Source organism: Halovenus salina, assembly GCF_026410925.1.
In the GTDB taxonomy this organism is placed as follows: domain Archaea; phylum Halobacteriota; class Halobacteria; order Halobacteriales; family Haloarculaceae; genus Halovenus; species Halovenus salina.
Genome location: NZ_CP112972.1, coordinates 1,849,581 through 1,871,081, shown reverse-complemented (window position 1 = coordinate 1,871,081; position 21,501 = coordinate 1,849,581). Strand labels below are relative to the sequence as shown.

Here is a 21,501-nt window from a genome sequence, read left to right as displayed (position 1 = left end):
TTGTGTGTGCCGTTCGGAAGCAGTCCATGTCCGGCTCAGTTATGATGTTTTATGCGCGCCCGCAGTACTTAATTCATTTCACCACTCTTGATCAACCATCTCCTCGTACCGCTCCTGAATCTCGTCGCGGATGAACTCGCGTGATTTCTGTGTCCGCCCGAGCTGGAGGTCGGCTATCCGCTCTTCGCCCGCAGACAGCTGTTCGCTTCTTTTCGTGATCGTCACGTCGCTCCGGGCGACCTGTTTTTTGACCGCTCTGGCCTGCTCGTCGACGAGTTCGGCAAATCCCTGTCCGTCGAGCTTCGGGTCGGACATGACGACCATGTTGTACGCCGCCCGCTCCGAGAGGTCCAGTTCCTCCGTCAGTGCATCCTCTGTCCGCGCGATTATCTTCTGGCGGACCGCACGGGCCTCTTTCAGGATGGTCGTCGACTCGTTTATATTGTTCTCGATGACCTGCTCGAACTCGGGTTGGTGGAGTACGTACTCCGACTCCTGGAACTCCTCTGTGACCTGGTCGGCGATGCGGTCGGCCAGCGAATGTGCGAACTCGTCGAGTGCCGCCTGGACGAGATACTCGCCGTCAAGATCGATGATGAAGTCGTTCTGTGAGAGGTAGTCGATGACGTTCTCCGTTGCTGCCACGTCGATTATCTCTTCGAGTTCGCGGTGAGAGAGCTTACCTTCGGCGTCAGCGCGGCTTTTGAGCTGGGCGTCAAGGCCGATATCCCGCGATGTCTCGTCTTTCAGCTCGGAACCACCGACGAAGTAATCCCGTTCCCCGGCCGGAATCCGGTCGATGTACCCCGACTCGCTGAGCTTGCGGGCGAAGTAATCGACATCGTTTGGCGCGATGTCGAATTTCTTCTCTAAGCGTTTCTTGTGCAAGACGAGATTCGTCGTGAACAGCGATTCGAGCTCATCACCGATTCGCTGTCCCCACCCCCTGTCGAGCGGATTCACGAAGTACGCGTCACCGCGCAGCCGCTCAAAGGAGTTGAAGTCGTCGTCGGCTATCTCCTGCATCCCCGATTTGATGTTCGACAGCGACAGCGAGTTCGTGTACTTGAACCCGGTTTCGGCCTGTTCGTACTGCTCTTTGATCTCGCTTTTGTGGTCGGCCAGATAGACGAACCCGTAGTTCTCCCTCGCGATCTCTTCGCAGATATCCTGTAGGACCTCCGTACTGACGGGACGAACCATGCTTATATCGATATCACGTCACATGGTAAGTCTTATGTTATATATAATTCATTTCCACAGACACCGTCTATCGACGGAGCGCTTCGAGTGTCTCGGCTGCTTCGCGAGCGGCGGCGAGATGCTCGCGGGCCCGCTGTGGATCCTCACACGCCTCTGCGCGCTCGCTGAACCGCTGGAGCGTGCGCACGAGCGAGTCACGAACAGCGCCCACGTCAGACTCGCCAGCGTGAGCTTGTTGTCGCGTCCGCTGTGGTTGCTGGGACTGCTGGTTTCGGGTCGTCCGGTGTTCGGCTGGGGCGTCTCGGGCCGACTGGTCTGCTGTGTGTTGTTCGGTAGTACCGTTCGATGGCGGCTGGCGCGGTGTGTCCTGTGCCGACGTCGAGGCCTCCTGTGCCGATGTCGACGACTGCTGGTGTGTCCGGTCGACCGACTCTTCGTCTTGGCTGTTGTCGGGCTGGCTGCGGTCGGTCTGCTCGCTGCTGCCGCCGAATTTGACGCGGGCCTCGTCGCTCGGTTCGGTAACTTCGATTGCACTGTTTTGCCCGTCTTCACTGGTCTCGCGGTCGACTGGCTTCTCGCAGGAGGCACAGAACTCCTGGCCGTCGTACCGGAAGATGGGGTCGTTGCACTCAGAGCAGTGCGCGTTCGTCATCGTCGCTCCCTGGAGGAGGAGTTCGCTCATCTTCTCTGTGGTCTCTCGTTTCTGCTGGTCGCGCTCGTATTTCTCTCGGAGCCGCTCGCGTTCGGCCTCCTCGTCGAATTCGCTCATGGATGAATGGAGTCGGCGGGCGCAAAAATGCGTTGCGGGCCAAGAACCTCGATTCGATATTTTTAACGGGAGCGCGGCGGGAGATGCAGGTATGGCAAAAGTAAGCATCGTCGGTGCTGCGGGCACCGTAGGTGCGGCCGCAGGGTACAGCATCGCACTGCAGGACGTCGTCGACGAACTGGTCTTCGTCGATATCCCCGAACAGGAAGACGTGACCATCGGTCAGGCCGCAGACGCCAACCACGGAATCGCCTACGACTCGAACACCGAGGTCCGGCAGGGCGATTACGCCGCCACCGAGGGCTCCGACGTGGTCGTTATCACCGCTGGGCTCCCGCGCCAACCCGGCGACACCCGCCTCGATTTGGCTGACGACAACGCGCCCATCATGGAGGACATCCAGTCCTCGCTTGCCGAACACAACGACGAGTTCATCACCGTCACTACCTCGAACCCGGTCGACCTGCTGAACCGTCACCTCTACGAGAGCGGTGACCGCCCACGCGGGCACGTTGTCGGCTTCGGCGGCCGGCTCGATTCCGCCCGGTTCCGGTACGTCCTCTCCCAGCGCTTCGACGTGCCAGTCCAGAACGTCGAGGCGACGATTCTCGGCGAACACGGCGACTCACAGGTCCCCGTCTTCTCGAAGGTCCGCGTCGACGGTCGGGACCTCGAGTTCTCCGAGGACGACAAGGAGGAGATTCTCGAAGACCTCCAGCAGAGCGCGATGAACGTTATCGAGCGCAAGGGCGCAACCGAGTGGGGGCCGGCACAGGGTGTCGCCCACACCGTCAGCGCGATTCTCAACGATACCGGAGAAGTCCTTCCGTGTTCAATCGCGCTCGACGGTGAGTTCGGCTACGAAGGCGTCGGATTCGGTGTTCCGGCCCGGCTGGGCGAAGACGGCGTCGAAGAGGTCATCGAGTGGGACCTCGACGAGTTCGAACAGGAGCAGATGGCCGAAGCCGCTGAGAAGCTCGACGAGCAGTACGAGAAGATTAGCTAGATCTCGCAGTCTGCCCGCCGCCCGGTAGTCAGGCGATTTTGTAGTTGTCCGGGTCCATATCCTCCATAATCGTGCCACAGTTGACACAGCGCCAGGTTTCTGCACCGATTCGCTCGTACCCGTTCCGCAGTTTGCTGCCGTGCCATGCTGTCTAGTCGAGCCCACAGTTAGGACAGGCGTTCGGGAGTCCGATAGCGTCGGGCGGTGGATTGTTCTTTGCGTTCCTCGAGAGGCTCTTGAGACGATGCTCACGGTTGGCGATGGCATCCATGTCGTCTTCGGAGAGCACCCGTCGGAACATTCGGAGATGTGACGCCAGACGCTCGCGTGCGCCCTGGAGTCGCTGCAGTTGCTCGTCGGACTCGGGGTCATCAAGTTTCGTTTTCCGGTTCTGCATCGAGAAACAGATCTTGTAGTAACGCTCGATGGTTGCTGCGTAGTACGACCTGATGTACAGACTCCTGATCTCCGACTCAAACGCGTCGGTCTCCTCGGGGAAGACAAACGCCTCGTCGTAGGGAATATCCAATCCAAGGAGTTGTACACCGTCGGTTGCGAGCAACGTGACCCGTGCGTGCTCGGATTCCCGTATCGTTCGGGTGACGATGTCTCGGATATCTCCATCTACTCTCACGTCGAGAATCACAACCGCGACTTTTCCCGAAAGATCCTCGAGAAACGTCGAGACACTGGTATACCCCTGGACAGTGATCTGACTGGGTATCAGCGACTCTGCCTGTCTGCCCAGTTTCGAGCTGGCGAGCAGGTGTATCTCTGCCTGTAACGACGGTGAATGGTGTCGCTGGTCGCTTTCTGTTGACTCGTTTGTAGGTGTGTTACCATCCACCATTAGACGTGTAAACACTAGACTTCGACAAAGAAAAACATTCGTGCGAAAGAATCACAAGTGAGAACCAGCGCCGACAGCGAGACGGCTGTCACTCGCTCCAGCGTTCGGGCACCTGAATCGTGTACTTGCCGTCCTCCTGGAGCGCAATGATGTACTCCTCGCGGTCGTACAGCTCCATGAGGTTGAGCTCATACTGCCCGGGAGCGACGACACGGATAGACTCGAACTGCTCGTTGAGCTGTTCGCGGAGTTCGTCAAGACCGGGCCGATCCTCCCGTTGATTCTCGGCCGTCTCCGGCACCGACGGCTCGCGTGTCGGCGACGGCGTCCGCTCTGGGAGGTCATCCGGCGAGACAATCTCGCTCCGGGCGCTCGCCTGGGCCGCGTCCTCGTGTGCGGCCTGTTCTGCGGTGATATGGGACGGCTCGGAGCCAGATGTTTCAGGTGGACGGTCTCCACTGGAAACAGAGGGATCGGGGGCCGAATCTGTCGTCTCGTCCAGACGTCCCGGCGACTCGTCAGCGCCGACGAGGTCACGGACAGCCGTGGCCGCGTTGCCGACGGTCCGCGCGACGGTGCTGTTCACTTCTGGTTCCGGCGGGTCAGGTGCGGTCGCGGCGTCGCCGTCCCCGCTTTGGCCGTCCGGACGGAACTGGAAGGTGTTGCCGCCGCAGTCGGGACACCCCGAGAGCATCTCCTTCGAGCCGTCCTCAAACGCGCGGCCGCAGTCGGTACACTCGTGTGGCATCTTATTTTCTGGAGACGAGCGTCTGGATGAGGGTTTCGTCTTTATGGAGCGTCTCGATGCGGTTTGCCGGTCCGATGACGGTGAGTTTCTTGTCCGAGTCGTTGCCCATCAGACGGTCGAACAGTCCCGACTTGCTCGACTCCGAGCTGGGGTAGGTCTCGATCTCGATGCCGTTGAACTCATCGGGGCTGATTTCGGTCATCGTCACCTCGATGAGCCGGGATTCCTCCTCCGGGGAGAGTCCCTCTTCGAGGATGACGATGTTGCCCTCACGGACACCGTCGAGAATTATCCGAATCTTCTCCATGCTGGCGAGCCCTTCCATGCGCTCGCCGCTGATCAGGTCAATCTGCACGCCGTCCGGTTGTTTCACTTCTGCCATGGTATCACGCGAAGTACTCCGCTATCTTGTCGTAAACCTCGTCCATGTTGTCGCCTTCGAGTGCCGACAACGGAATCGTCTCGTGTTGGGGGAACGCGTTCCGGATGCGTTGGACGCTAGCCTCCTCGAGGTCGATCTTGTTCGCGAGAATTAAGACCGGGAGGTCCTGGCTCTCGATGATGCCGATGAGCATCGTGTTGACCTGCGTGAACGGGTCCTCTGTGGCGTCGAGGACGTAGATGACGCCGTCGACATCCTCGCGAAGCCAGTGCATGGCCTCCGCGACGCCTTCGGTCGCCTCACGAGACCGACGGACGGCGTCGTCTTCCTCCATGTCGTGTTCGAGGAACTCGGTGTAGTCAACCTTGGTCGTCACACCCGGCGTATCGACCACGTCGATTGTCACCGTCTTCCCGTCACGCTCTATCTCGACGTTTTCCTTCCGGCGAGCACGCCGCGTTTCGTGTGGAATGTGACTCTCCGGTCCAACGGCGTCGCCGTGTTCCGTCCAGTCCCTCACGATGCGGTTAGCCAACGTCGTCTTCCCAGCGTTCGGCGGTCCATAGATGCCGATTCGCTTGGGCTCTGCGTCGGCAAACAGTGTCGATGCTGCCCGTGATATGCTGGATCTCAAGTTTGTAATCAGTCCCATCCTTAACTCCCGACCCCTGAACAGGGCTTATCCCAATGAGACCACGGAAATCACTTAACTATACGTCAGACAATCATTTTAATTGTTACACTTTATCAGGGATTCCAGCGAAAGGAGTTGGTCAGCCCCCCACCCCTTCGTTTCAAGTGGAACAGACCAAGACCGACACCCCAACACCACAGCTGCGGGTGGACTGAGAAAGTTATGATACAAATTCGAATAGAGTAAAACACACACCGGTAACGATTCTTGTAGTAACATCTAGTTGTGTTCAGAATGTTACTAGGTAAAATAAGAAAATAACCACCTAAAATCTATTTTTCTCTAGTGCGGGTATGGTATTACTGTATTTAACTTAAATCTTTCCCGCTAGAAGGACAATTCTCTCTCAGTCTGTGACCCCTCCCCTTCATTTTCTCGTTCCACCTGAAACGAAGGGGTGGGGGGGGTTACCCCACCGTTTCCCCTCGAACGAATAATTCCCCTTCAATTCACACGCTTCGGTAACAGTACACGTGGACTCTGTCTGTCGGCTTCTCAAAAATCTCGAAGACTTCGAAGGCAATACACACAAAGGGCTGCCCGACCCTGCAGCTTCCCTCTGTTGCTGTGTACATCCCCAACCCCTCTGTTTCAACTCGAATCGAACACTCACCGTTGTTACTGCTTTTTCGAGGGTTTCTGCCGATTCGATTGTTCTTAACAACGACACTCGAGTTATCGTCTGTATACGTAATCGAAATCTTTAATAGACGCACAACCGCCATTTCATCTGGTTCAAGTGGACACACCCGTGATACACATCTCCCGAATTTGCGGCGTATAGCCGCTCTCAATGGGTTCTCCACACGCGTAGGCAGATTTCCAGTAGAAACAAAGGGGTCCTATCGCTCATGACAAATGGGGACAAATCGGTCGATGACAGCGGGTCGCCGTTCGACGAGAGTGTCATCTCTGAGAACGACAGCTCGGAGCCGTCGGCAGATGAACGGGCCGAGAACGTTGCTCCGCCGGCCGAGGACCGGACCTCATCGCTCGATGATCTGCTCGAAGACGACGAAGATTCTTCAGCCGGGTTGTTCGACGACCTCCTCAGCGGCGAGCCGATTTTCGAGAACAAAGAGGTGCTGCGTCCCTCCTACACGCCTCGAAAACTCCCTCACCGCGAGGAGCAGATCAACAACATCGCCACGATACTGGTTTCGGCGCTCCGTGGCGACACGCCCTCGAACATTCTGATTTACGGAAAGACTGGCACGGGCAAGACCGCGAGCGCGAAGTTCGTTAGCGAAGAGCTCGAGGCCACCTCCCAGAAGTACGAAGTCCCCTGTGAGGTCCAGTACATCAACTGCGAGGTGACCGACACACAGTATCGGGTCCTCGCACAGCTTGCCAACACGTTCATCGAACAGAACGAGGCCGCAATCGAAGACGAGCTAGAGGACCTCCGGTCGCTCCGCGACCGCGCGCGTGAAGACGGCAATGAGGCACTCGGCGAGACCCAGTTCACCTCTGCCGAGGATGTGCAGGCCCGGGTCGAGGACCTCGAGTCGAAACGGGACGGGTTCGACGAAGTACCGATGACCGGCTGGCCGACAGACCGAGTCTACAACTCTTTTTTCGAGGCGGTCGATTTCCGCGAGCGCGTGGTCGTCATCATGCTCGACGAGATCGACAAACTCGTCGAGAAATCAGGTGACGACACGCTCTACAATCTCTCGCGGATGAACTCCGAACTCGAACGCTCACGGGTCTCCATCATGGGCATCTCGAACGACCTGAAGTTCACCGATTTCCTCGACCCTCGTGTCAAGTCCAGCCTCGGCGAGGAGGAGATCGTCTTCCCGCCGTACGACGCAAACCAGCTGCGCGACATCCTCCAGCACCGCGCGGAGGTGGCGTTCAAAGGCGGCGCGCTCACCGACGACGTGATTCCGCTCTGTTCGGCCTTTGCCGCACAGGAACACGGTGACGCCCGACGGGCGCTCGATCTGCTCCGGACGGCCGGTGAACTGGCTGAGCGAGACACGACCGACAATGTTGAGGAGGAACACGTCAGACAGGCCCAGGAGAAAATCGAACTCGACCGGGTCATCGAGGTGGTTCGGACGCTCCCACAGCAGTCCAAGCTCGTGCTCTTTGCCATCATTCTGCTGGAGAAACAGGGCGTCCACAACATCAACACCGGCGAGGTGTACAACATCTACAAGCGTCTCTGTGAGGAAATCGATGCCGACGTCCTCACACAACGGCGGGTCACCGACCTCATCAGCGAGCTCGACATGCTCGGCATCGTCAACGCAGTTGTCGTCTCGAAAGGGCGGTACGGTCGGACAAAAGAAATCAGCGTTTCTGTCCCTGTCGAAGAGACGGAGGGTGTCCTCGTCTCTGACTCCCGGCTCGGTGACATCGAGGATGCACAGCCGTTCGTTCAGGCCAGATTCGACAACTGACCAGCCGGTCTGCGCTCAGTCTTCGCTGTCCTCGTCTTCTTGACTCTCACGCACCATGCCGCCGTTTGCCGGATGGTCCATTGTTCCGCCGGCCGACACCAGCCCAACGAGCCGCCTGAGTGATTGCTTCAGCCCTTTCAGTGACACAGCAGTGGTTCGGGACCACGAGGAATAAGTATGGTGTGCTGTCGCCTCTACAGAGCCGCGTCAGCGACTACAGCGTGTAATCGTGTTCGCCGTCTTCGGTTTTGAGGAACGCTGTCAGCAGGTCGATAGTTGCGGCCACATCGTCGACGTGAGCGCTCTCGGTGACGGTGTGGAGATACCGGGTCGGAATCGAAATCGCGCCCGCGGGGACCGCGCCGCCGGCGCGCTGGAAGCCGGCCGTGTCGGTGCCGCCAGCCGGCAGGACCTCGAGCTGGAACTCAATTCCTTCATCATCGGCGACCGACTGGAGGCGCTGGTGGACCTTCGGATTCGCGATAACGCTCGAATCCTTGAGCTTGACCGCTGTTCCTCCGCCAAGTTCGGTGACGTGGTCGCTGGGCTCGAACCCTGGGACATCGTTTGCGACGGTCACATCGAGTGCGATAGCCAGGTCGGGGTCGAGGTCGACGCCGAGGGCCTGTGCCCCCCGAATTCCAACCTCCTCCTGAACGGTCGCGGCGAAGTGAATCGTCACGTCGGGGTCCGCTATGTTCCGGGCGGCTTCGAGCATCGTGAACAGACAGACGCGGTCGTCCAGTGCCTTTCCGGTAACCGTGTCGCCGACGCGCTCGGTCGACTGTTCCATCGTGACGAGGTCGCCTTTCGAGATGCGTTCGGCTGCCTCCTCGCCATCGAGGCCGGTGTCGATGTGGATATCCTCGACATCCGGCGTCGATTCCCGCTGTTCCTCGTCGAGGGTATGTGGGGGCAGCGACCCGATGAGTCCCGTAATATCTTCGTCGTCAGTGTGAATGGTGACTCGCTGGGCCTTCAGAACGCGTGGGTCCCAGCCACCAAGGGAGTCGACCTGGACGAACCCGTCGTCGGTGACGTGTCGGACCATAAATCCGATTTCGTCCATGTGGGCTGCGACGACGACCGAGTTGTCACTCGCTCCCTGGATGGTTCCGACGACGTTTCCCATCGCGTCAGTCCGTACTTCGTCCACTTCTGGTTCAAGTTCTCGCCTGACGACTTCGCGGACGCGGTCCTCGTAGCCGGGGACACCGCTGGTCTCTGTCAGCTCACGCAACAGTTCGAAGTCAAATGGGGCTGCCATGTGCTGGCATATCTCCGAGAGGGGTAAGAAACTGACTGATTCGTCGCCTACTCGCGGCCATCCTCAGCCGCCGGGGTCACCGGGGTCGGCCTCGGCACCGTCGATTGCGTCGTCGAGTCCGTCCTCGACGGCCTCGTCGATACGGTTCTTGCCGCGAACGTCGCGCCTGTTGCTGTCTGCTTCCTGTTGCTCGGTCACTGCTTCGTCGCCCGTGACGGACACGAAGATGTCGCCCAGTTCTTCGGTCCGATTTGATTGTGTCTGACTCATACGACAACTATTACTCATGGCGCGACCGGTATAGAGAATATGCCTAATCAGTTTGGTAGTTGATGAATGTAAAATTTCGATAGAAAAATACAACAAATGTAGTGCTATATTGAGAGCGAGCAGCACTCTGTTGCCGAAAACCTCACAGAATATCTCGCTGGCAGGAGCCACAGAGCGTTTGTTCTTTCACGTCGACCTCGCGGACGGTCGGCGAGAAGTTCATCACACAGCGTTTGTTATCACAGTGTTCGAGGCCGAGTGTGTGGCCGATCTCGTGGACGACCTCTGTGCGGACGCGGTCCGAGAAGATGTCCGAGGCCGAACGGTTCGAGAAGCCTCCGTCGGAACTCGTTCGCAGCCGGTAGGTCGAGATGACGCTCCCGCTGCCACCGAGGTAGGCCAGGCCGAACACGTAGTTGCGGCGGTGATAGAAGAGGTCTTCCGGGGTAATAGCGATGTTCTTCGAGCCGGAGCCGACGCGCTTTGCGAGGTCGATGAACTCCTCAGCGCGGTACTGCTCGCGAGAGGAGTCGTAGGCTCCCGATGGCACTGACTGGGCGTCGTGGACGGTCACATCACAGTCGTACACGGACCGAAGACCGCCTGACGCTTCGCGCTTGACCACCGGGTCGACGTCGCCGACCGGCACGATGTCGACGTGCATACAGTTCTTTATACCACCCGATAAATAAAAATCTGCGTGCTCGACGATACGCGCCGCGCCCTCGTCGCTCGCCTCTCTCGGTTCGACAGCGTCGTCGAACTCGGCATCGGGAGACGTACCTCTGTGGCCCAGGCGCTCGCTGTCCGCGGTCGCGACGTGACCGCGACCGACATCCGCGAGCGGTCGGTTCCAACGGGGGTCTCGTTCGCCTGTGACGACGTGACTGCTCCCGACCACGAGCTGTATGCCGACGCCGACGCGCTGTACGCGCTGAACTGGCCCCCCGAGCTTCATCGTCCGGCCGTCGAACTTGCCGACGCCGTCGATGCGACTTTCCTCTTTACCACACTCGGCGGCGACCAGCCGGTGGTTCCGGTCAGGCGGATCACTGTTCCCGGAGAGACGCTCTACATCGCGCGCGGTGGGGTCCGACCCGACGAAGTATCACCGTAATGACGCCGCTTCACAAGGATTTTAACCGGCCGCTGGGTCTAACTCGATATGAAAGCAGTCGTTCTCGCCGGTGGCTACGCGACCCGGCTGTGGCCGATTACTCGCAACCGACCGAAGATGTTCCTCCCGGTCGGCGAGACCACAGTTATCGACCGCGTGCTCTGTGAACTCGAAGACGACGACCGTATCGAGGACGTATTCGTGAGCACGAACGAACGGTTCGCCGACGACTTCGAGGCCCACCTGGCGGATTCGGACTTCGAGAAACCCCAGTTGAGTGTCGAAGAGACTGTCGACGAGGATGAGAAACTCGGCGTCATCGGCGCGCTCGCCCAGCTCGTTGACCGCGAGGGTATCGACGACGAAAACCTGCTCGTCGTCGCCGGAGACAATCTCATCAGCTTCGATCTCTCGACGTTCGTCGATTTCTTCGAGGAAGAGGAGACGGCGACGCTTGCGGCATACGATGTCGGCTCTCGGGAGAAGGCGACCCAGTACGGGCTGGTCGAACTCGACGGCACCCGCGTCGTCGACTTCCAGGAGAAGCCGGCCGACCCGCCGAGCACGCTCGTCTCGATTGCCTGTTATGCCTTCCCCGCCGAGGAAGTCCGCTTCAGCGAGTATCTCGCCGCCGACAACAACCCCGACGAGCCGGGCTGGTTCCTCCAGTGGCTCCAGTCCCGCAGTCCTGTCAGCGCATTCACCTTTGAGGAGGCGTGGTTCGATATTGGCACGCCCGAGAGCTATCTGGAGGCGGTCGCGTGGGCACTCGACGGCGACTCCATCGTCGCAGAGGACGCGACCGTCGAGGACACCACCGTTGGCGAGAACGTCCACGTCATGCCCGGCGCGACGGTCACCGACTCCGCGCTGGAGCGCTCGATTGTCTTTCCAGAGGCGACGCTCGACTCCTGTTCGCTCGTCGACTCTATCGTCGACAGAGAAGCGCTTATCCGAGACCTCGACCTCACCGGGGCGCGCATCGGCGGCCACACACACCTGCCCTGACTCGACACCGCAGACGCTTTTTGTTCCCACCGTCGAGTGGCTGGTATGCAACTCACCTTCGACGGGGAGACCGTTCGCGGCGGCAACGAAGCCCGCGAGCGGTTCTACGACGCCCGCGGCTACGGCAGACCACAGGACGGCGAACTCGAACTCGCTCCTGTCGAGGCAGCACACCTGCTGTTCCGTGGCGACGTGACTGCGGTCCGTGACGACCGCGAGGGTGGCCGTCTCGGCTTCGAGTCCCTGCTTTCCTCGCGTGCTGTCTCCGAAGTCGACTTCTTCGTCTACAAGGAGCTCCGCGACCGGGGATTCTACCTCTCGCCGACCGACAGCGCCGATGTCACCGACTTCGTTGTCTACCCGCGAGGAGAGGGACCGTGGGACGACGCCGTCGCCTACCGCGTGACGGCGCTCAGCGAGCGCGCGGCAGTCGACGCCGGGACGCTGACCGCGATTGCGAGTGGCACAGACGCCGAGCAGGACGAGGCAAGTACGGGTGTTCTTGCGGTCGTCGACGAGGAAAGCGAGGTGACGTATCTCGAACTCGACACGCCGACGTCCTCCGGGTCGACCAACCACGAGTTGCCGCCCTTCGACGGAGACCTGCTCTCGGACCGCGTTCTCGTTCCCGAGCCACCGGAGTCGCTGCACGACCACGCGTTCTATGGCCAGCGGCTCGACCGCGACGACGACCGCGTCCAACTCTCGCTCGTCGAGGCTGCGTATCTGAGCAGTCACGGTGACCTCACGGTGGGGGTCGAGGAGGTTGCCGATGCTGACGCAATCATCGACCGCGGCCGGGAGGTCGAGGGGGAGCGATTCGACCGACGTCTGCGGGTCTACGACGCGCTCCGCTCGGCGGGCATCGTGCCGAAAACGGGGTTCAAGTTCGGGGCTGACTTCCGGACCTACGCCGATGTTGACTCTGTCGACGACCTCGGTCACTCGGAGTTTCTCGTCCGTGCGCTTCCGGCGGACCACTCGTTCGTGCCGCGGGACCTCTCGCTGGATGTACGCCTCGCTCACGGCGTCCGCAAGCGGATGCTGTTCGCGCTGACCACCGAAGACGATATCAACTGGCTCTCGGCCGAGCGGCTGACGCCCTGAGTTCAGAGTTTTTTGTGGTAGATGTACGACTCTGTCTCGACCATCTCGTCGTATATCTTCTCCTGTCTGTCGAAGCCAGCGGACTCGTAAAATCGGACGGCCCGCTCGTTTTCTGCCATCACCCGCAGGCTAATCCGGTCGGACTCCAGCGCTCTCGCGTCCTGCTCGAAGCTCGCTACCAACCGCCCGCCGATGCCCTCTCCCCAGCGCTCGGGACGGATGTATATCCGGTTCAGGTGTAGCAGGCTGGGGCCGTCATCGTCTGGGCCGCCAGAGACGAACCCGACGACCTCCTCATCCGCCTCTGCGACGGTCGTTATCCATCCGTCTCTGTCGATGACCTCTCGAAGGGAGTCCGTGTCGTAGTACTTCGCGAGGAACTCCGCGACAATCTCTTCGCCGATTATCGGCGCGTGGGCCTCGTACCACGCTTTCTCCGCGACGGCAGCGATTCTGGAGGCGTCTGCTGGCGTCGCTTCCCGGATTCTGACGCTCATAGCCACGCCCTCGGTCAGGCAACTGATAAATTTTTGCGAATTCCGCTGTCGGAGGCTGTCACGCCCGCGGCGAGTCAAACTCGATATCGAGGTTGTCGAGTTTCTCTTCCCACTCCGCTCGTTTCTCCTGGTGGTCTTCGAGGAACTCTTCCATCAGTTCGGCGGCCTGTTCCTTGCAGCCGCCACAGAGCCGTTCCCCGCCGACACACTCTTCGTAGACTTCGGTCGCGAACTCGTCATCGTCGTCGGCAAGCAGGTAGGCGTACAGTTCGTAGACCGGACACTCGTCGGCCTCGCCGCCGAGTTCGCGCTGTTTCTCTGCGGTCTCGCGGCCGCCGGTGGTGGCTGATTTCACTTTGTCGTAGCCCGCTTCGGGGTCGTCGAGCAGGCTGATGTGTGAGGCCGGCACCGACGAGGACATCTTCCCGCCGGTGAGGCCGGTCATAAAGCGGTGATAGATAGACGAGGGGGCACGGAACCCGTAGCCGCCGTGGTCGAGTGCGACTTCGCGGGCGAGGTCTTCGGCCTCCTCGCGGGAGAGTTCGAACGTATCGATGTGTTCGTCGTAGACGCGCTTTTCGCCGTCAATTGCCTCGATGAGTGCCTCGAAGGCATCCTCGGTGGCGTTGCGGTCGACGACTCGCACACGGGGCCGAAGCGGCTCCTTGCCAGCCTCCCGGAGCATCGTGATGGTGCTGTCGAGCGTTGTCGCCGTCTCGTCGGTCGCGCCCTCCTCGCGCTTGCCTTCGAGGTAGTTCGCGGCGTCGACACACCGAATCGTCTCGTCGGGGTGGCGATCGGTGAGCGTCTCGTGGGCGTCGGCGATAACAGCACGCTCCTCTGGGTCGGTCTCGAAGCTCGCGTACGCCTCGGTCACGCCGAAGTACTGGACCCGCGCGGCGAGGTCTCGCGCCAGCCGGACGTGGGGGTCCTGGTCGGGGCCGACGGGGATAACCGTCGGCTTTGGGTCGTCCAGCTGTGGGTAAAGGATGTCGGCCATCTGGGTGATGACCGACTGCATGTGCGAGACGTCGGTTTCGCCGTCGAAGTCGTAGATGGCCCCCAGTTCGGAGAAGTTTGCCTCGATGCCCAGCTCGAAAGCCAGGTCCTGAACCTCGCGGTTGGTCGACTGGCGGTACAGCGTCCCCTCTTCGGGGTCGAACCCGAGCGCGAGCAGCGAAAGGATGTAGTTGTGGGCGTGTTCGTCGATTTCGTCCCAGGAGAGCCCGCGGGCGCTGTGGGCTTCGAGGTCGGCGATGAGACCGTAGGCGTCGCCGCCCTGCTGTTGGTGCCAGATAATCTCGTCGAAGACGAGCTTGTGTCCGATGTGTGGGTCACCGGTCGGCATGAATCCCGACAGCACCGCGAAGGGGTCGTCCTCACGCATCGCCCGTGCGACGGCGCGGTAGTCTCGGTGACCGAAGATAACGCCACGGCGCATCAGGTAGTGTGGCGCTGGTACCTCTCCAAGCACCTCGTCGAAGGTCTCGATGCCGAACTGGTCGAACAGCTTCCGGTAGTCCGACACCGTCGAGGACCCCCACGGGTCCAGCGCGACCGAGTCGGCCCCGGTGGCTCCACCGTCGGTCGCCACGTCCCGGGTCTCTTCTGTTCCGTGTGGTGACTCCGCCCCGTCGGAGTCGCCCGCGAAGGAATCGTCTGTCATCGAATACCGGTATTTCGCACCGACACGCGCAAAAAGCGTTCGCTTCCGTGGACAGCTACAGCTCGCCCTGGAGTTCGAGCAACTGGTCGATACGGCGCTCGGTCGAGGGGTGTGTTCGGGCGAGTCGACCGATGAAGCCCGAGCGGATTGGGAGGATGAAAAACGCGTTCATCTCGGCCTGCTCACGGAGGTCCTCTTTGGGAACCTGCTCCATGTCCTCTGAGATTGAGCGGAGTGCTGAGGCGAGCGCGGCGGGCTCGCCGGTCATCTGTGCGGCCCCGCGGTCGGCCGCGTACTCGCGGTACCGCGAGAGCGCCCGGATGAGAAAGAAGCTGATGACCCAGACCACCAGGGAGACGAGGATTGCGACCCAGATTGGAGCAGCGTCACGGTCGCGGCCACCACCGAGCAGCCATCCCCACCGCACCACGAGAAATGCAATCGAAGCAAAAAACGAGGCGATGGTCATCACCGCCACGTCGCGGTTCTTGATGTGGGCGAGTTCGTGTGCGAGGACACCTTCGAGCTCGTCCTGATCGAGCCTGTCGAGCAGTCCTGTCGTCACACAGATTGTCGCCGCGCTCGGTGACCGACCCGCCGCGAACGCGTTCGGGACCGCCGTCTCTGCGACGGCGACGGTCGGCTGTGGCGTGTCGGTCTGCTGGGCGAGCTGTGTGACCATCCGGTGGAGTTCCGGATACTCCTCGGCGGAGACCTCCCGTGCGCCCATGCTCCGCAGCGCGAGAGAGCCGCTGTAGTAGTACTGGGCAAAGGAGAGTCCGCCGAGTATCGCGACGGTAAACAGCAGTCCCCCGCCGAGCACCTCGACGAGAACGACCGCCAGCGCCAGATACGCTACCAGAAGCAACAGGCTGACGAGGACCATCCGTCCTCGCAGTCCCCAGTCTGCTTGCAGTTTCATCACTCCGCTCTAGGGGTACTGCGACATAAAGCCTCACGCCTCGGTCACGTGTCGACGGTCGCTCGCTGGAGACGCGTGACTGCCGTCTCGTCGGTGTCGGGCGCGTCGACGTGGTCGGGGTAGAGCACCGACCCCAGTACCTCCATTGTCTCGATTAGCCGCGGTCCGGGCCGATTGACGTAGTGGTTGCCATCTATCGCGTACACCTCGCCCTCCTGGACGGCAGTCAACTGCTCGTAGCCGTCGCGGTCGGTCACGTCGTTGAGGTTCGCACGCGTCTGGTCGAGCCCGAATCCACACGGAGCGAACACCAGCACCTCGGGGTCGTAGGCCACAATCTCCTCCCACTCGCGCGGCCGCGAGGGAGTTCTGGTGTCGGCGAGGCCGTACTCCGCGCCACAGCGCTCGACCATCCCGGGCACCCAGTGGCCCGCAACCATCGGCGGTTCGAGCCAGTCGAGCATCCCGACGCGTGGCCCTGAATCCGGCGTCGCCGCCTCGACGCGCTCGATTCGTTCCTCGAACTCCTCAACCAGCGACGCGGCCCGGTCCTGGCGGCCACAGACCTCGCCGAGTCGCTCCATATCGGCCAGGAGGTCCGAGAGACTGTGTGGGTCACTTGTCACCACCTCGGCGTCGAGGCCGAGCTCAGAGACCGCCGCGCGAATCCGTGAGTCGTCGACGGCACAGACGTCACAGATGCCCTGTGAGACGACAATATCGGGGTCGAGCTCGGCCAACAGCTCGCGGTCGATTTCGTAGACGCCGCCGTTATCGGTCGCCTCGATCACCTGTTCGTTGATGTCGGCACTCGACGCGCTCGCGTCAATGTGTGTCTCGATAACCGACGGCAACTCTGCCGCTTCCGGTGGGTAGTCACACTCGTGTGAGACGCCGACGGGTTCGACACCGAGGGCGTACAGCATCTCTGTCGCCGACGGGAGCAGTGAGACGACGCGCATACGACGTTGTTGGGCCGGAGGGGCTTAAGAACTCGTTCGGAAACTGGATTAGCCGCCATTCCACCGCCGGTTGCTCGACGCGCTCACCTCGACGCGGTCGCCGTACAGAAGCGACGGCTCACCTGCTGGCTGGTCGAATCCGTTTGCCCGGAACAGCCCGTTTTTGCCGAGGTCCCAGGTTCCCTGCCGGAGGGTCCATGTCTCGTGTTCGATGTCGGCGTACAGGATATCTCCGTCGCTCCCCTCCGCGAAGTAGCGGTATCGCTCGGTGAGAAAGTGCTCGCGGGTGCCGGGTTCGGGCTCGAACCGCTCGCTTCCTGTCTCGGGACCATACTCTGCGTCGAACCGCGCGGCGCGCGCTCCTGGCGTAGTGCGACGGCTCTGGAATCGAACCGGCGGGTCGGCGTCGTAGTCGATGTCCGCCAGGTAGTACGGCAGTCGGTTGAACAGCCGTGCCCCAATAACGCCCAGGATATCGTCGGCGTCGAGATTGAAGAAGTAGATGCCTGGCGCGCCGTCGCAGGTGACGTAGGTCCGTAGGTTCAGCTCGGGCGTCGACAGACCAACAGCGGCAGGCAGGCCTCTCGGCCGGATGTCTTCGATAGCGAAGGGAACGACCGAGAGGTAGGCGTCGCCGTCGAAGGTGTCGACGGCCAGACGCTCGGGAACCTGCGGTGCGACCAGACCGGGGTCGACGGCCCAACTGGCGAAGAAGGTGTCGCGCCACCCCATCTCGAATGCTGGCATTGGAGAGTGTTGGACTCGGAGACAAACAGGAGTTGTGTCTAGGCACCCCCTTGCCGGTAGCCGGCAATGCCTGCATTCCACGTCTGCGAAACCGGACAGGACGGGCGACAGACACGTTTATGCCTCCGATTTCTGTTCCGGTTCGCACGCGCGGTCGAGACATCGCCGGCCCGAGGGGGTGTCGAAGACTGGCAGTCCACAGCTGCACTCGCCGGCGTGTTCGCCAGCGGGAAACGAGAATCCTGTCTCACAGTCCGGGTAGTTCTCACAGCCGAGGAGGAGACCGCCACGGCGGAGCACCCGCAACGCACCGCCACAGTTCGGGCAGTCCCACACGTTGTCGAAGCGCTCTCTAACGCGTTCGTCGAGTGGGTCACAGTCCGGGTCGAGACAGAGGTCGAACGCGTCGCCACGCTCGACGCGAAACTCGGGGAGGCCGCAGTCGTCGCAGGTCGTCGACAGCGTGGTCGACCCTGTGGGGAGCGAGTACGACTCGTCACACCCCGGACAGACGACGCTCCCACTCGTCCGGACAAGTTGCCCCCCACAGTCGGGACATCGCCCGGCGGGTAATCCCGCGTCGCTGGCTGCGTACTGCTCTCGGAGGTGGACGTTCTCGATAGTGACCTCCAGCGACTGTTCGCCGTCCTGTGCGACGATTGTTTCGTCTGTGACAGTCACGGCCTCGGCGCGGGTGAGCCAGGCGACCGGCTGGTACCCCTGCGCGTCGTGGACCAGTACCGTGCCGTCTGGCTTGACCAGGACGATAACGTCGCCGTGTTGCTCCTGTTCGCGTGTTCCTTCGAAGACGGTGGTACAGCGACCGGCAATAATCTGAACCCTCTCGGACATACCGGGGATGGTCCCGTCATGGGATATAAACGTCGGGCCGGTTGGCTGCTGGACAGTGGTGGTGAGGAGTCCGGGTGGAGGGGTCCCGGGAGGGACAGAACTGACTGTGAGGAATCCGTACTACTGCTTGTAATCGCGGCCGACGACGAGGCCAACGAGGTTGGCACCCAGCAACGCGGCGAACAGCTGGGGGGCCTGTAACACCGCGCCGCTGGCAATCAGGGCCAACAGAACAAACGGGACGAACACGGCCGTCCAGAACCCGATGAACTTCACGGGTAATCCGAGCACTCGCCGCGGTGCTGTCTGGGTCCTGTGCCGTGACTGTGTTTCGAGGGGGGACGCGTTTGACATGGGTGGACTCCTCAATTACACGTACAACCGTATCCATCATATAAGGGATCGAACGCTAGCGCAATTTCGCCCGGTTTTGTTTGACCCATCTTGAGTATGTCACCTTTTACAGCTTCAGTAATCGTTTCATTACTCTCTCAAAACTGTTTAAATTGTTTACAACAATCTTAAAACTCTTGAACTGGTTATCGCTCTTCTCGTCCAGATGGCAGCTGTTTCGTCTCGGTTCGTGGGTCAGGCGTCGACAACGCGGACCTCGCGGGTCTGGACGACAGGCGAAAGCGGCAGGTCGGGAAAGGAGACGTGCACAGCAAAGGTAAGCTCGTCGGCAGTCCCGCCAAAGACGCCGACGGGGAGTGTCGTCTCCCCCAGATAGGCTGCCTTGCTGGTCATCTGTTTGTCGTTGACGGTCACGGCAAGCGCCGCCCGGGCGTCACCGTGCGTGGTCTGGACGGATACCTCGCACATCTCGCGTGCACCCCGTTCGATACGGTCCGGGAACGCTCCCCAGTCGATGTCGAGCGCCGGCAGTTCGGTCGCACTCTCGTGGACGCGCTCGGCGACGCCGTCTGTCAGCCCGGCGGCCGCAAGCTCCGTTGGACTCGCCGATGCTACTTCCGACGGGGCGCTGTAGCCTGCGGCTGCGAGCGATTGCGCTCGGGTCGAGCCGATGCCGTCTATCGCTGTCAGCCCGACCGCGTCCTCGCTGATACCTGTCTCGACGCGAGCCTCAATGCGCCGGACGAGATTCGCCGCGTGGCCGTCGCCGAGGCGGTCGACGATTGCGCGAAGCGCCGCGAGCAGGCGAAGCGCGTTCTGGCGGATAATCCAGGCATCGCTCCGGAGTTCCGTTGGCGTGGTTCCGTTCATGCCCGCTCGCAGGATGGCGAGCACCTTGCGCGCTCCCGGTTCGAGCGCCTCGTGTTGGTTCCCAAGCACGGCGTCGACAGCGTCTTCTTCATCCGAGCGGGCGCTGACACTGTCGAACTCGGTTGCTGTCGCCACCGCGACGAGTACGTCCGTCGCCCCGAGGTCGTCGGACTCGGCGAGGTCGGCAAAGGCCCGAGCTGTCCGGAGGTGGAGATAGAACTCCGAAGCGAGCCGACCCAGCGCTGTGGGCTCGACCGAGAGCTCGTCCATCTCGACGAAGCCGTGGTCGACCAGCCAGGAGAGTGTCTCGCTGACGCGTTCGCGCAGCTCCGACCCGGTGACGTATGCATCGGTGCTCCCGGCGCGAGCGTAGTAGAACGTGGTTTCGAGCCAGTCCATCGCGTCGTCGATATCCCTGACAGTGCCCAGCGCAATCTCGGCCGTCAGATGGACCGCGAGGTCGGCCGCCGGCGGGCCGTCGCCGGGCCCCTCGTCCGTGTCGGCGAGCTGTGAGTCGATTGTCTTCCCGTCGTCGAGCAGCTGCCGGTACCGGTCCGAGGACGCGCCGTCACAGATGACCCACGCGTATCCTCTGTCGTCGTAGCCCGGTCGTCCGGCCCGGCCGAGCATCTGGAGGATGTCGAGCGGGCTCATCTCGACTTCTCCCTCCAGCGGGTCGTGGTACCGGGTATCCCGGATAACGACACAGCGGGCGGGCAGATTGACTCCCCACGCGAGCGTCGAGGTCGAGAAGAGCAGCTTGATTTTCCCTTCGCGGAACCACTCTTCGACCAGATTTCGGTCGCTCCGGGAGAGGCCGGCGTGATGGAAGCCGACGCCGTCCAACACCGACTTGCGGAGCGTGTCGTTGTCGAGTTCCTCGGCGGCAGTATGGAAGTCGTAGTCGCCGCGGGCATCGACCGGGATGTCCCGCGAGACGAGTTCGTCACGGGCCTTCTCGGTGGCCTGGACGGTGTCCTGGCGCGAGGAGACGAAGACGAGCGCCTGTCCCCCCTCGCGGATATGGTCTTCGGCGAGGTCCAGCGCACGGTAGAGCCGGCGGTACTTGTCGGCAAAGGCGTTCTCGCCGTGGCTGTAGGTCGCAACCCGTGCGTCCAGCGGCACCGGCCGGTAATCCTCGCCGAAGGAGAAACTCGTCTCCTCAGTGGCGTCGAGCCAGGCGGCCACGTCGTCGACGTTGGGCATCGTCGCCGACAGCGCCACAACCCGCGGGTCACAGAGCCGGCGCAGCCGCGAGATGGTCACTTCGAGCACGCTCCCGCGCTCGTCGGAGTCCAGCAGGTGGACCTCGTCGATGATACAGCAGTCCACGTCCGTCACGAACGAATAGCGCCGGGAGTCGTGTTTTCTGGTGGCAGAATCTGCCTTCTCGGGGGTCATCACAAGCACGTCGGCCCGCTCGGCCTTCCGTGGGTTCAGGTCCCGCTCGCCGGTGACGACGTACACCGAATACCCCAGTTCCTCGAACCGTTCCCACTCGCGTTCTTTCTCGTCGGTGAGCGCGCGCAGCGGGGCCAGAAAGAGCGCCGTGCCGCCCGCATCGAGCGTCCGAGAGATGGCCACCTCGGCGATTGCGGTCTTCCCGCTCGCGGTGGGGGCACTGACGACGACGTTCTCCTCGGTGTCGAGCAGCGCCGGGAGCACCGCAGACTGCATGGCGTTGAAGCGCTCGAACGGAAACGCGTCCGCGAAGCCGGGCAGTACCTCCTCGACGGCGATTTCCGTCCTGGTGTTCGCGCTCCGTGTCACATGGGGAGAGAGGGGTCAGCGCACATAGG

24 protein-coding genes are annotated in these 21,501 nt (G+C 61.5%); 5 read left to right on the top strand and 19 right to left on the bottom strand.

The features are described 5' to 3' along the window. Positions 1–78 precede the first annotated feature (78 nt). Together OSC37_RS09450 and OSC37_RS09445 are read right to left on the bottom strand one after the other, a co-directional pair. A complete protein-coding gene (locus OSC37_RS09450; protein ID WP_267161223.1) occupies positions 79–1,203 on the bottom strand; it encodes a hypothetical protein in 1,125 nt (374 codons plus the stop codon). A 67-nt stretch (positions 1,204–1,270) separates the two neighbouring features. Then, positions 1,271–1,972 (bottom strand): Sjogren's syndrome/scleroderma autoantigen 1 family protein, encoded by a 702-nt coding sequence (locus tag OSC37_RS09445; RefSeq protein ID WP_267161222.1) that lies wholly within the window; start codon positions 1,970–1,972, stop codon positions 1,271–1,273. Positions 1,973–2,063: 91 nt separating this feature from the next. Between OSC37_RS09445 and mdh the strand changes: the two genes are divergently transcribed. Continuing rightward, positions 2,064–2,978: a malate dehydrogenase gene (mdh, locus tag OSC37_RS09440; RefSeq protein WP_267161221.1), complete on the top strand. Its 915-nt coding sequence runs from the start codon at positions 2,064–2,066 to the stop codon at positions 2,976–2,978. 28 nt (positions 2,979–3,006) lie between these two features. Here mdh and OSC37_RS18980 read toward each other — a convergent pair whose 3' ends face one another. The 5 genes from OSC37_RS18980 to OSC37_RS09420 form a co-directional block, all read right to left on the bottom strand. After that, positions 3,007–3,087 carry a hypothetical protein gene (locus OSC37_RS18980; RefSeq protein ID WP_368409580.1) on the bottom strand — a complete coding sequence of 27 codons (81 nt, stop codon included), beginning with the start codon at positions 3,085–3,087 and terminating at the stop codon, positions 3,007–3,009. Between the two features lie 42 nt (positions 3,088–3,129). Further along, entirely contained in the window at positions 3,130–3,828 is a 699-nt protein-coding gene (locus OSC37_RS09435; protein WP_267161220.1) for a hypothetical protein, read from the bottom strand. 88 nt (positions 3,829–3,916) lie between these two features. Continuing rightward, on the bottom strand, positions 3,917–4,576 hold the full coding sequence (locus OSC37_RS09430) for an OapC/ArvC family zinc-ribbon domain-containing protein (RefSeq protein WP_267161219.1): 660 nt from the start codon (positions 4,574–4,576) through the stop codon (positions 3,917–3,919). A gap of 1 nt (position 4,577) precedes the next feature. Then, positions 4,578–4,958 carry a DUF2073 domain-containing protein gene (locus OSC37_RS09425; RefSeq protein WP_267161218.1) on the bottom strand — a complete coding sequence of 127 codons (381 nt, stop codon included), beginning with the start codon at positions 4,956–4,958 and terminating at the stop codon, positions 4,578–4,580. A 4-nt stretch (positions 4,959–4,962) separates the two neighbouring features. Then, positions 4,963–5,610, bottom strand: coding sequence for an Era-like GTP-binding protein (locus tag OSC37_RS09420; RefSeq protein WP_267161217.1), 648 nt, complete (start codon positions 5,608–5,610; stop codon positions 4,963–4,965). Between the two features lie 893 nt (positions 5,611–6,503). Between OSC37_RS09420 and OSC37_RS09415 the strand changes: the two genes are divergently transcribed. Continuing rightward, entirely contained in the window at positions 6,504–8,063 is a 1,560-nt protein-coding gene (locus OSC37_RS09415; RefSeq protein WP_267161216.1) for a Cdc6/Cdc18 family protein, read from the top strand. 15 nt (positions 8,064–8,078) lie between these two features. On the opposite strand, the gene OSC37_RS09410 is transcribed toward OSC37_RS09415, so the two are convergent. The 4 genes from OSC37_RS09410 to OSC37_RS09395 all read right to left on the bottom strand — a co-directional run bounded on the left by OSC37_RS09410 (position 8,079) and on the right by OSC37_RS09395 (position 10,264). Next, positions 8,079–8,210: a hypothetical protein gene (locus tag OSC37_RS09410; RefSeq protein ID WP_267161215.1), complete on the bottom strand. Its 132-nt coding sequence runs from the start codon at positions 8,208–8,210 to the stop codon at positions 8,079–8,081. A 67-nt stretch (positions 8,211–8,277) separates the two neighbouring features. Further along, entirely contained in the window at positions 8,278–9,330 is a 1,053-nt protein-coding gene (locus OSC37_RS09405; protein WP_267161214.1) for a M42 family metallopeptidase, read from the bottom strand. Positions 9,331–9,393: 63 nt separating this feature from the next. Further along, a complete protein-coding gene (locus tag OSC37_RS09400; protein WP_267161213.1) occupies positions 9,394–9,600 on the bottom strand; it encodes a hypothetical protein in 207 nt (68 codons plus the stop codon). 142 nt (positions 9,601–9,742) lie between these two features. Continuing rightward, a complete protein-coding gene (locus OSC37_RS09395; RefSeq protein ID WP_267161212.1) occupies positions 9,743–10,264 on the bottom strand; it encodes an archaemetzincin family Zn-dependent metalloprotease in 522 nt (173 codons plus the stop codon). A gap of 36 nt (positions 10,265–10,300) precedes the next feature. Between OSC37_RS09395 and OSC37_RS09390 the strand changes: the two genes are divergently transcribed. The 3 genes from OSC37_RS09390 to endA are packed head-to-tail and all read left to right on the top strand — an operon-like array spanning position 10,301 to position 12,832. Then, entirely contained in the window at positions 10,301–10,717 is a 417-nt protein-coding gene (locus OSC37_RS09390) for a UPF0146 family protein (protein WP_267161211.1), read from the top strand. A 48-nt stretch (positions 10,718–10,765) separates the two neighbouring features. Next, entirely contained in the window at positions 10,766–11,725 is a 960-nt protein-coding gene (locus tag OSC37_RS09385) for a nucleotidyltransferase family protein (RefSeq protein WP_267161210.1), read from the top strand. A gap of 45 nt (positions 11,726–11,770) precedes the next feature. Beyond that, a complete protein-coding gene (gene endA / locus OSC37_RS09380) occupies positions 11,771–12,832 on the top strand; it encodes a tRNA-intron lyase (RefSeq protein ID WP_267161209.1) in 1,062 nt (353 codons plus the stop codon). Positions 12,833–12,834: 2 nt separating this feature from the next. Here the strand turns inward: endA and OSC37_RS09375 are convergent, their stop codons facing one another. The 8 genes from OSC37_RS09375 to OSC37_RS09340 all read right to left on the bottom strand — a co-directional run bounded on the left by OSC37_RS09375 (position 12,835) and on the right by OSC37_RS09340 (position 21,442). Then, positions 12,835–13,329, bottom strand: coding sequence for a GNAT family N-acetyltransferase (locus OSC37_RS09375; RefSeq protein WP_267161208.1), 495 nt, complete (start codon positions 13,327–13,329; stop codon positions 12,835–12,837). Positions 13,330–13,387: 58 nt separating this feature from the next. Further along, positions 13,388–14,995, bottom strand: a complete 1,608-nt coding sequence (locus OSC37_RS09370; protein ID WP_267161207.1) for a tryptophan--tRNA ligase — start codon at positions 14,993–14,995, stop codon at positions 13,388–13,390. Positions 14,996–15,050: 55 nt separating this feature from the next. Then, positions 15,051–15,917, bottom strand: a complete 867-nt coding sequence (gene htpX / locus OSC37_RS09365) for a zinc metalloprotease HtpX (protein ID WP_267161206.1) — start codon at positions 15,915–15,917, stop codon at positions 15,051–15,053. Positions 15,918–15,961: 44 nt separating this feature from the next. Continuing rightward, complete coding sequence (locus OSC37_RS09360) at positions 15,962–16,879, bottom strand: cobalamin-binding protein (RefSeq protein WP_267161205.1); 918 nt, start codon at positions 16,877–16,879, stop codon at positions 15,962–15,964. A 48-nt stretch (positions 16,880–16,927) separates the two neighbouring features. Beyond that, positions 16,928–17,626 carry a YqjF family protein gene (locus tag OSC37_RS09355; protein ID WP_267161204.1) on the bottom strand — a complete coding sequence of 233 codons (699 nt, stop codon included), beginning with the start codon at positions 17,624–17,626 and terminating at the stop codon, positions 16,928–16,930. Between the two features lie 117 nt (positions 17,627–17,743). Next, the gene (locus OSC37_RS09350) at positions 17,744–18,478 is read right to left on the bottom strand and encodes a PDDEXK family nuclease (protein ID WP_267161203.1); all 735 of its coding nucleotides are present in this window, start codon (positions 18,476–18,478) and stop codon (positions 17,744–17,746) included. 120 nt (positions 18,479–18,598) lie between these two features. Then, a complete protein-coding gene (locus OSC37_RS09345; protein ID WP_267161202.1) occupies positions 18,599–18,832 on the bottom strand; it encodes a DUF8028 family protein in 234 nt (77 codons plus the stop codon). 234 nt (positions 18,833–19,066) lie between these two features. Then, complete coding sequence (locus OSC37_RS09340; protein WP_267164173.1) at positions 19,067–21,442, bottom strand: DEAD/DEAH box helicase; 2,376 nt, start codon at positions 21,440–21,442, stop codon at positions 19,067–19,069. Between the last annotated feature and the right edge of the window lie 59 nt (positions 21,443–21,501).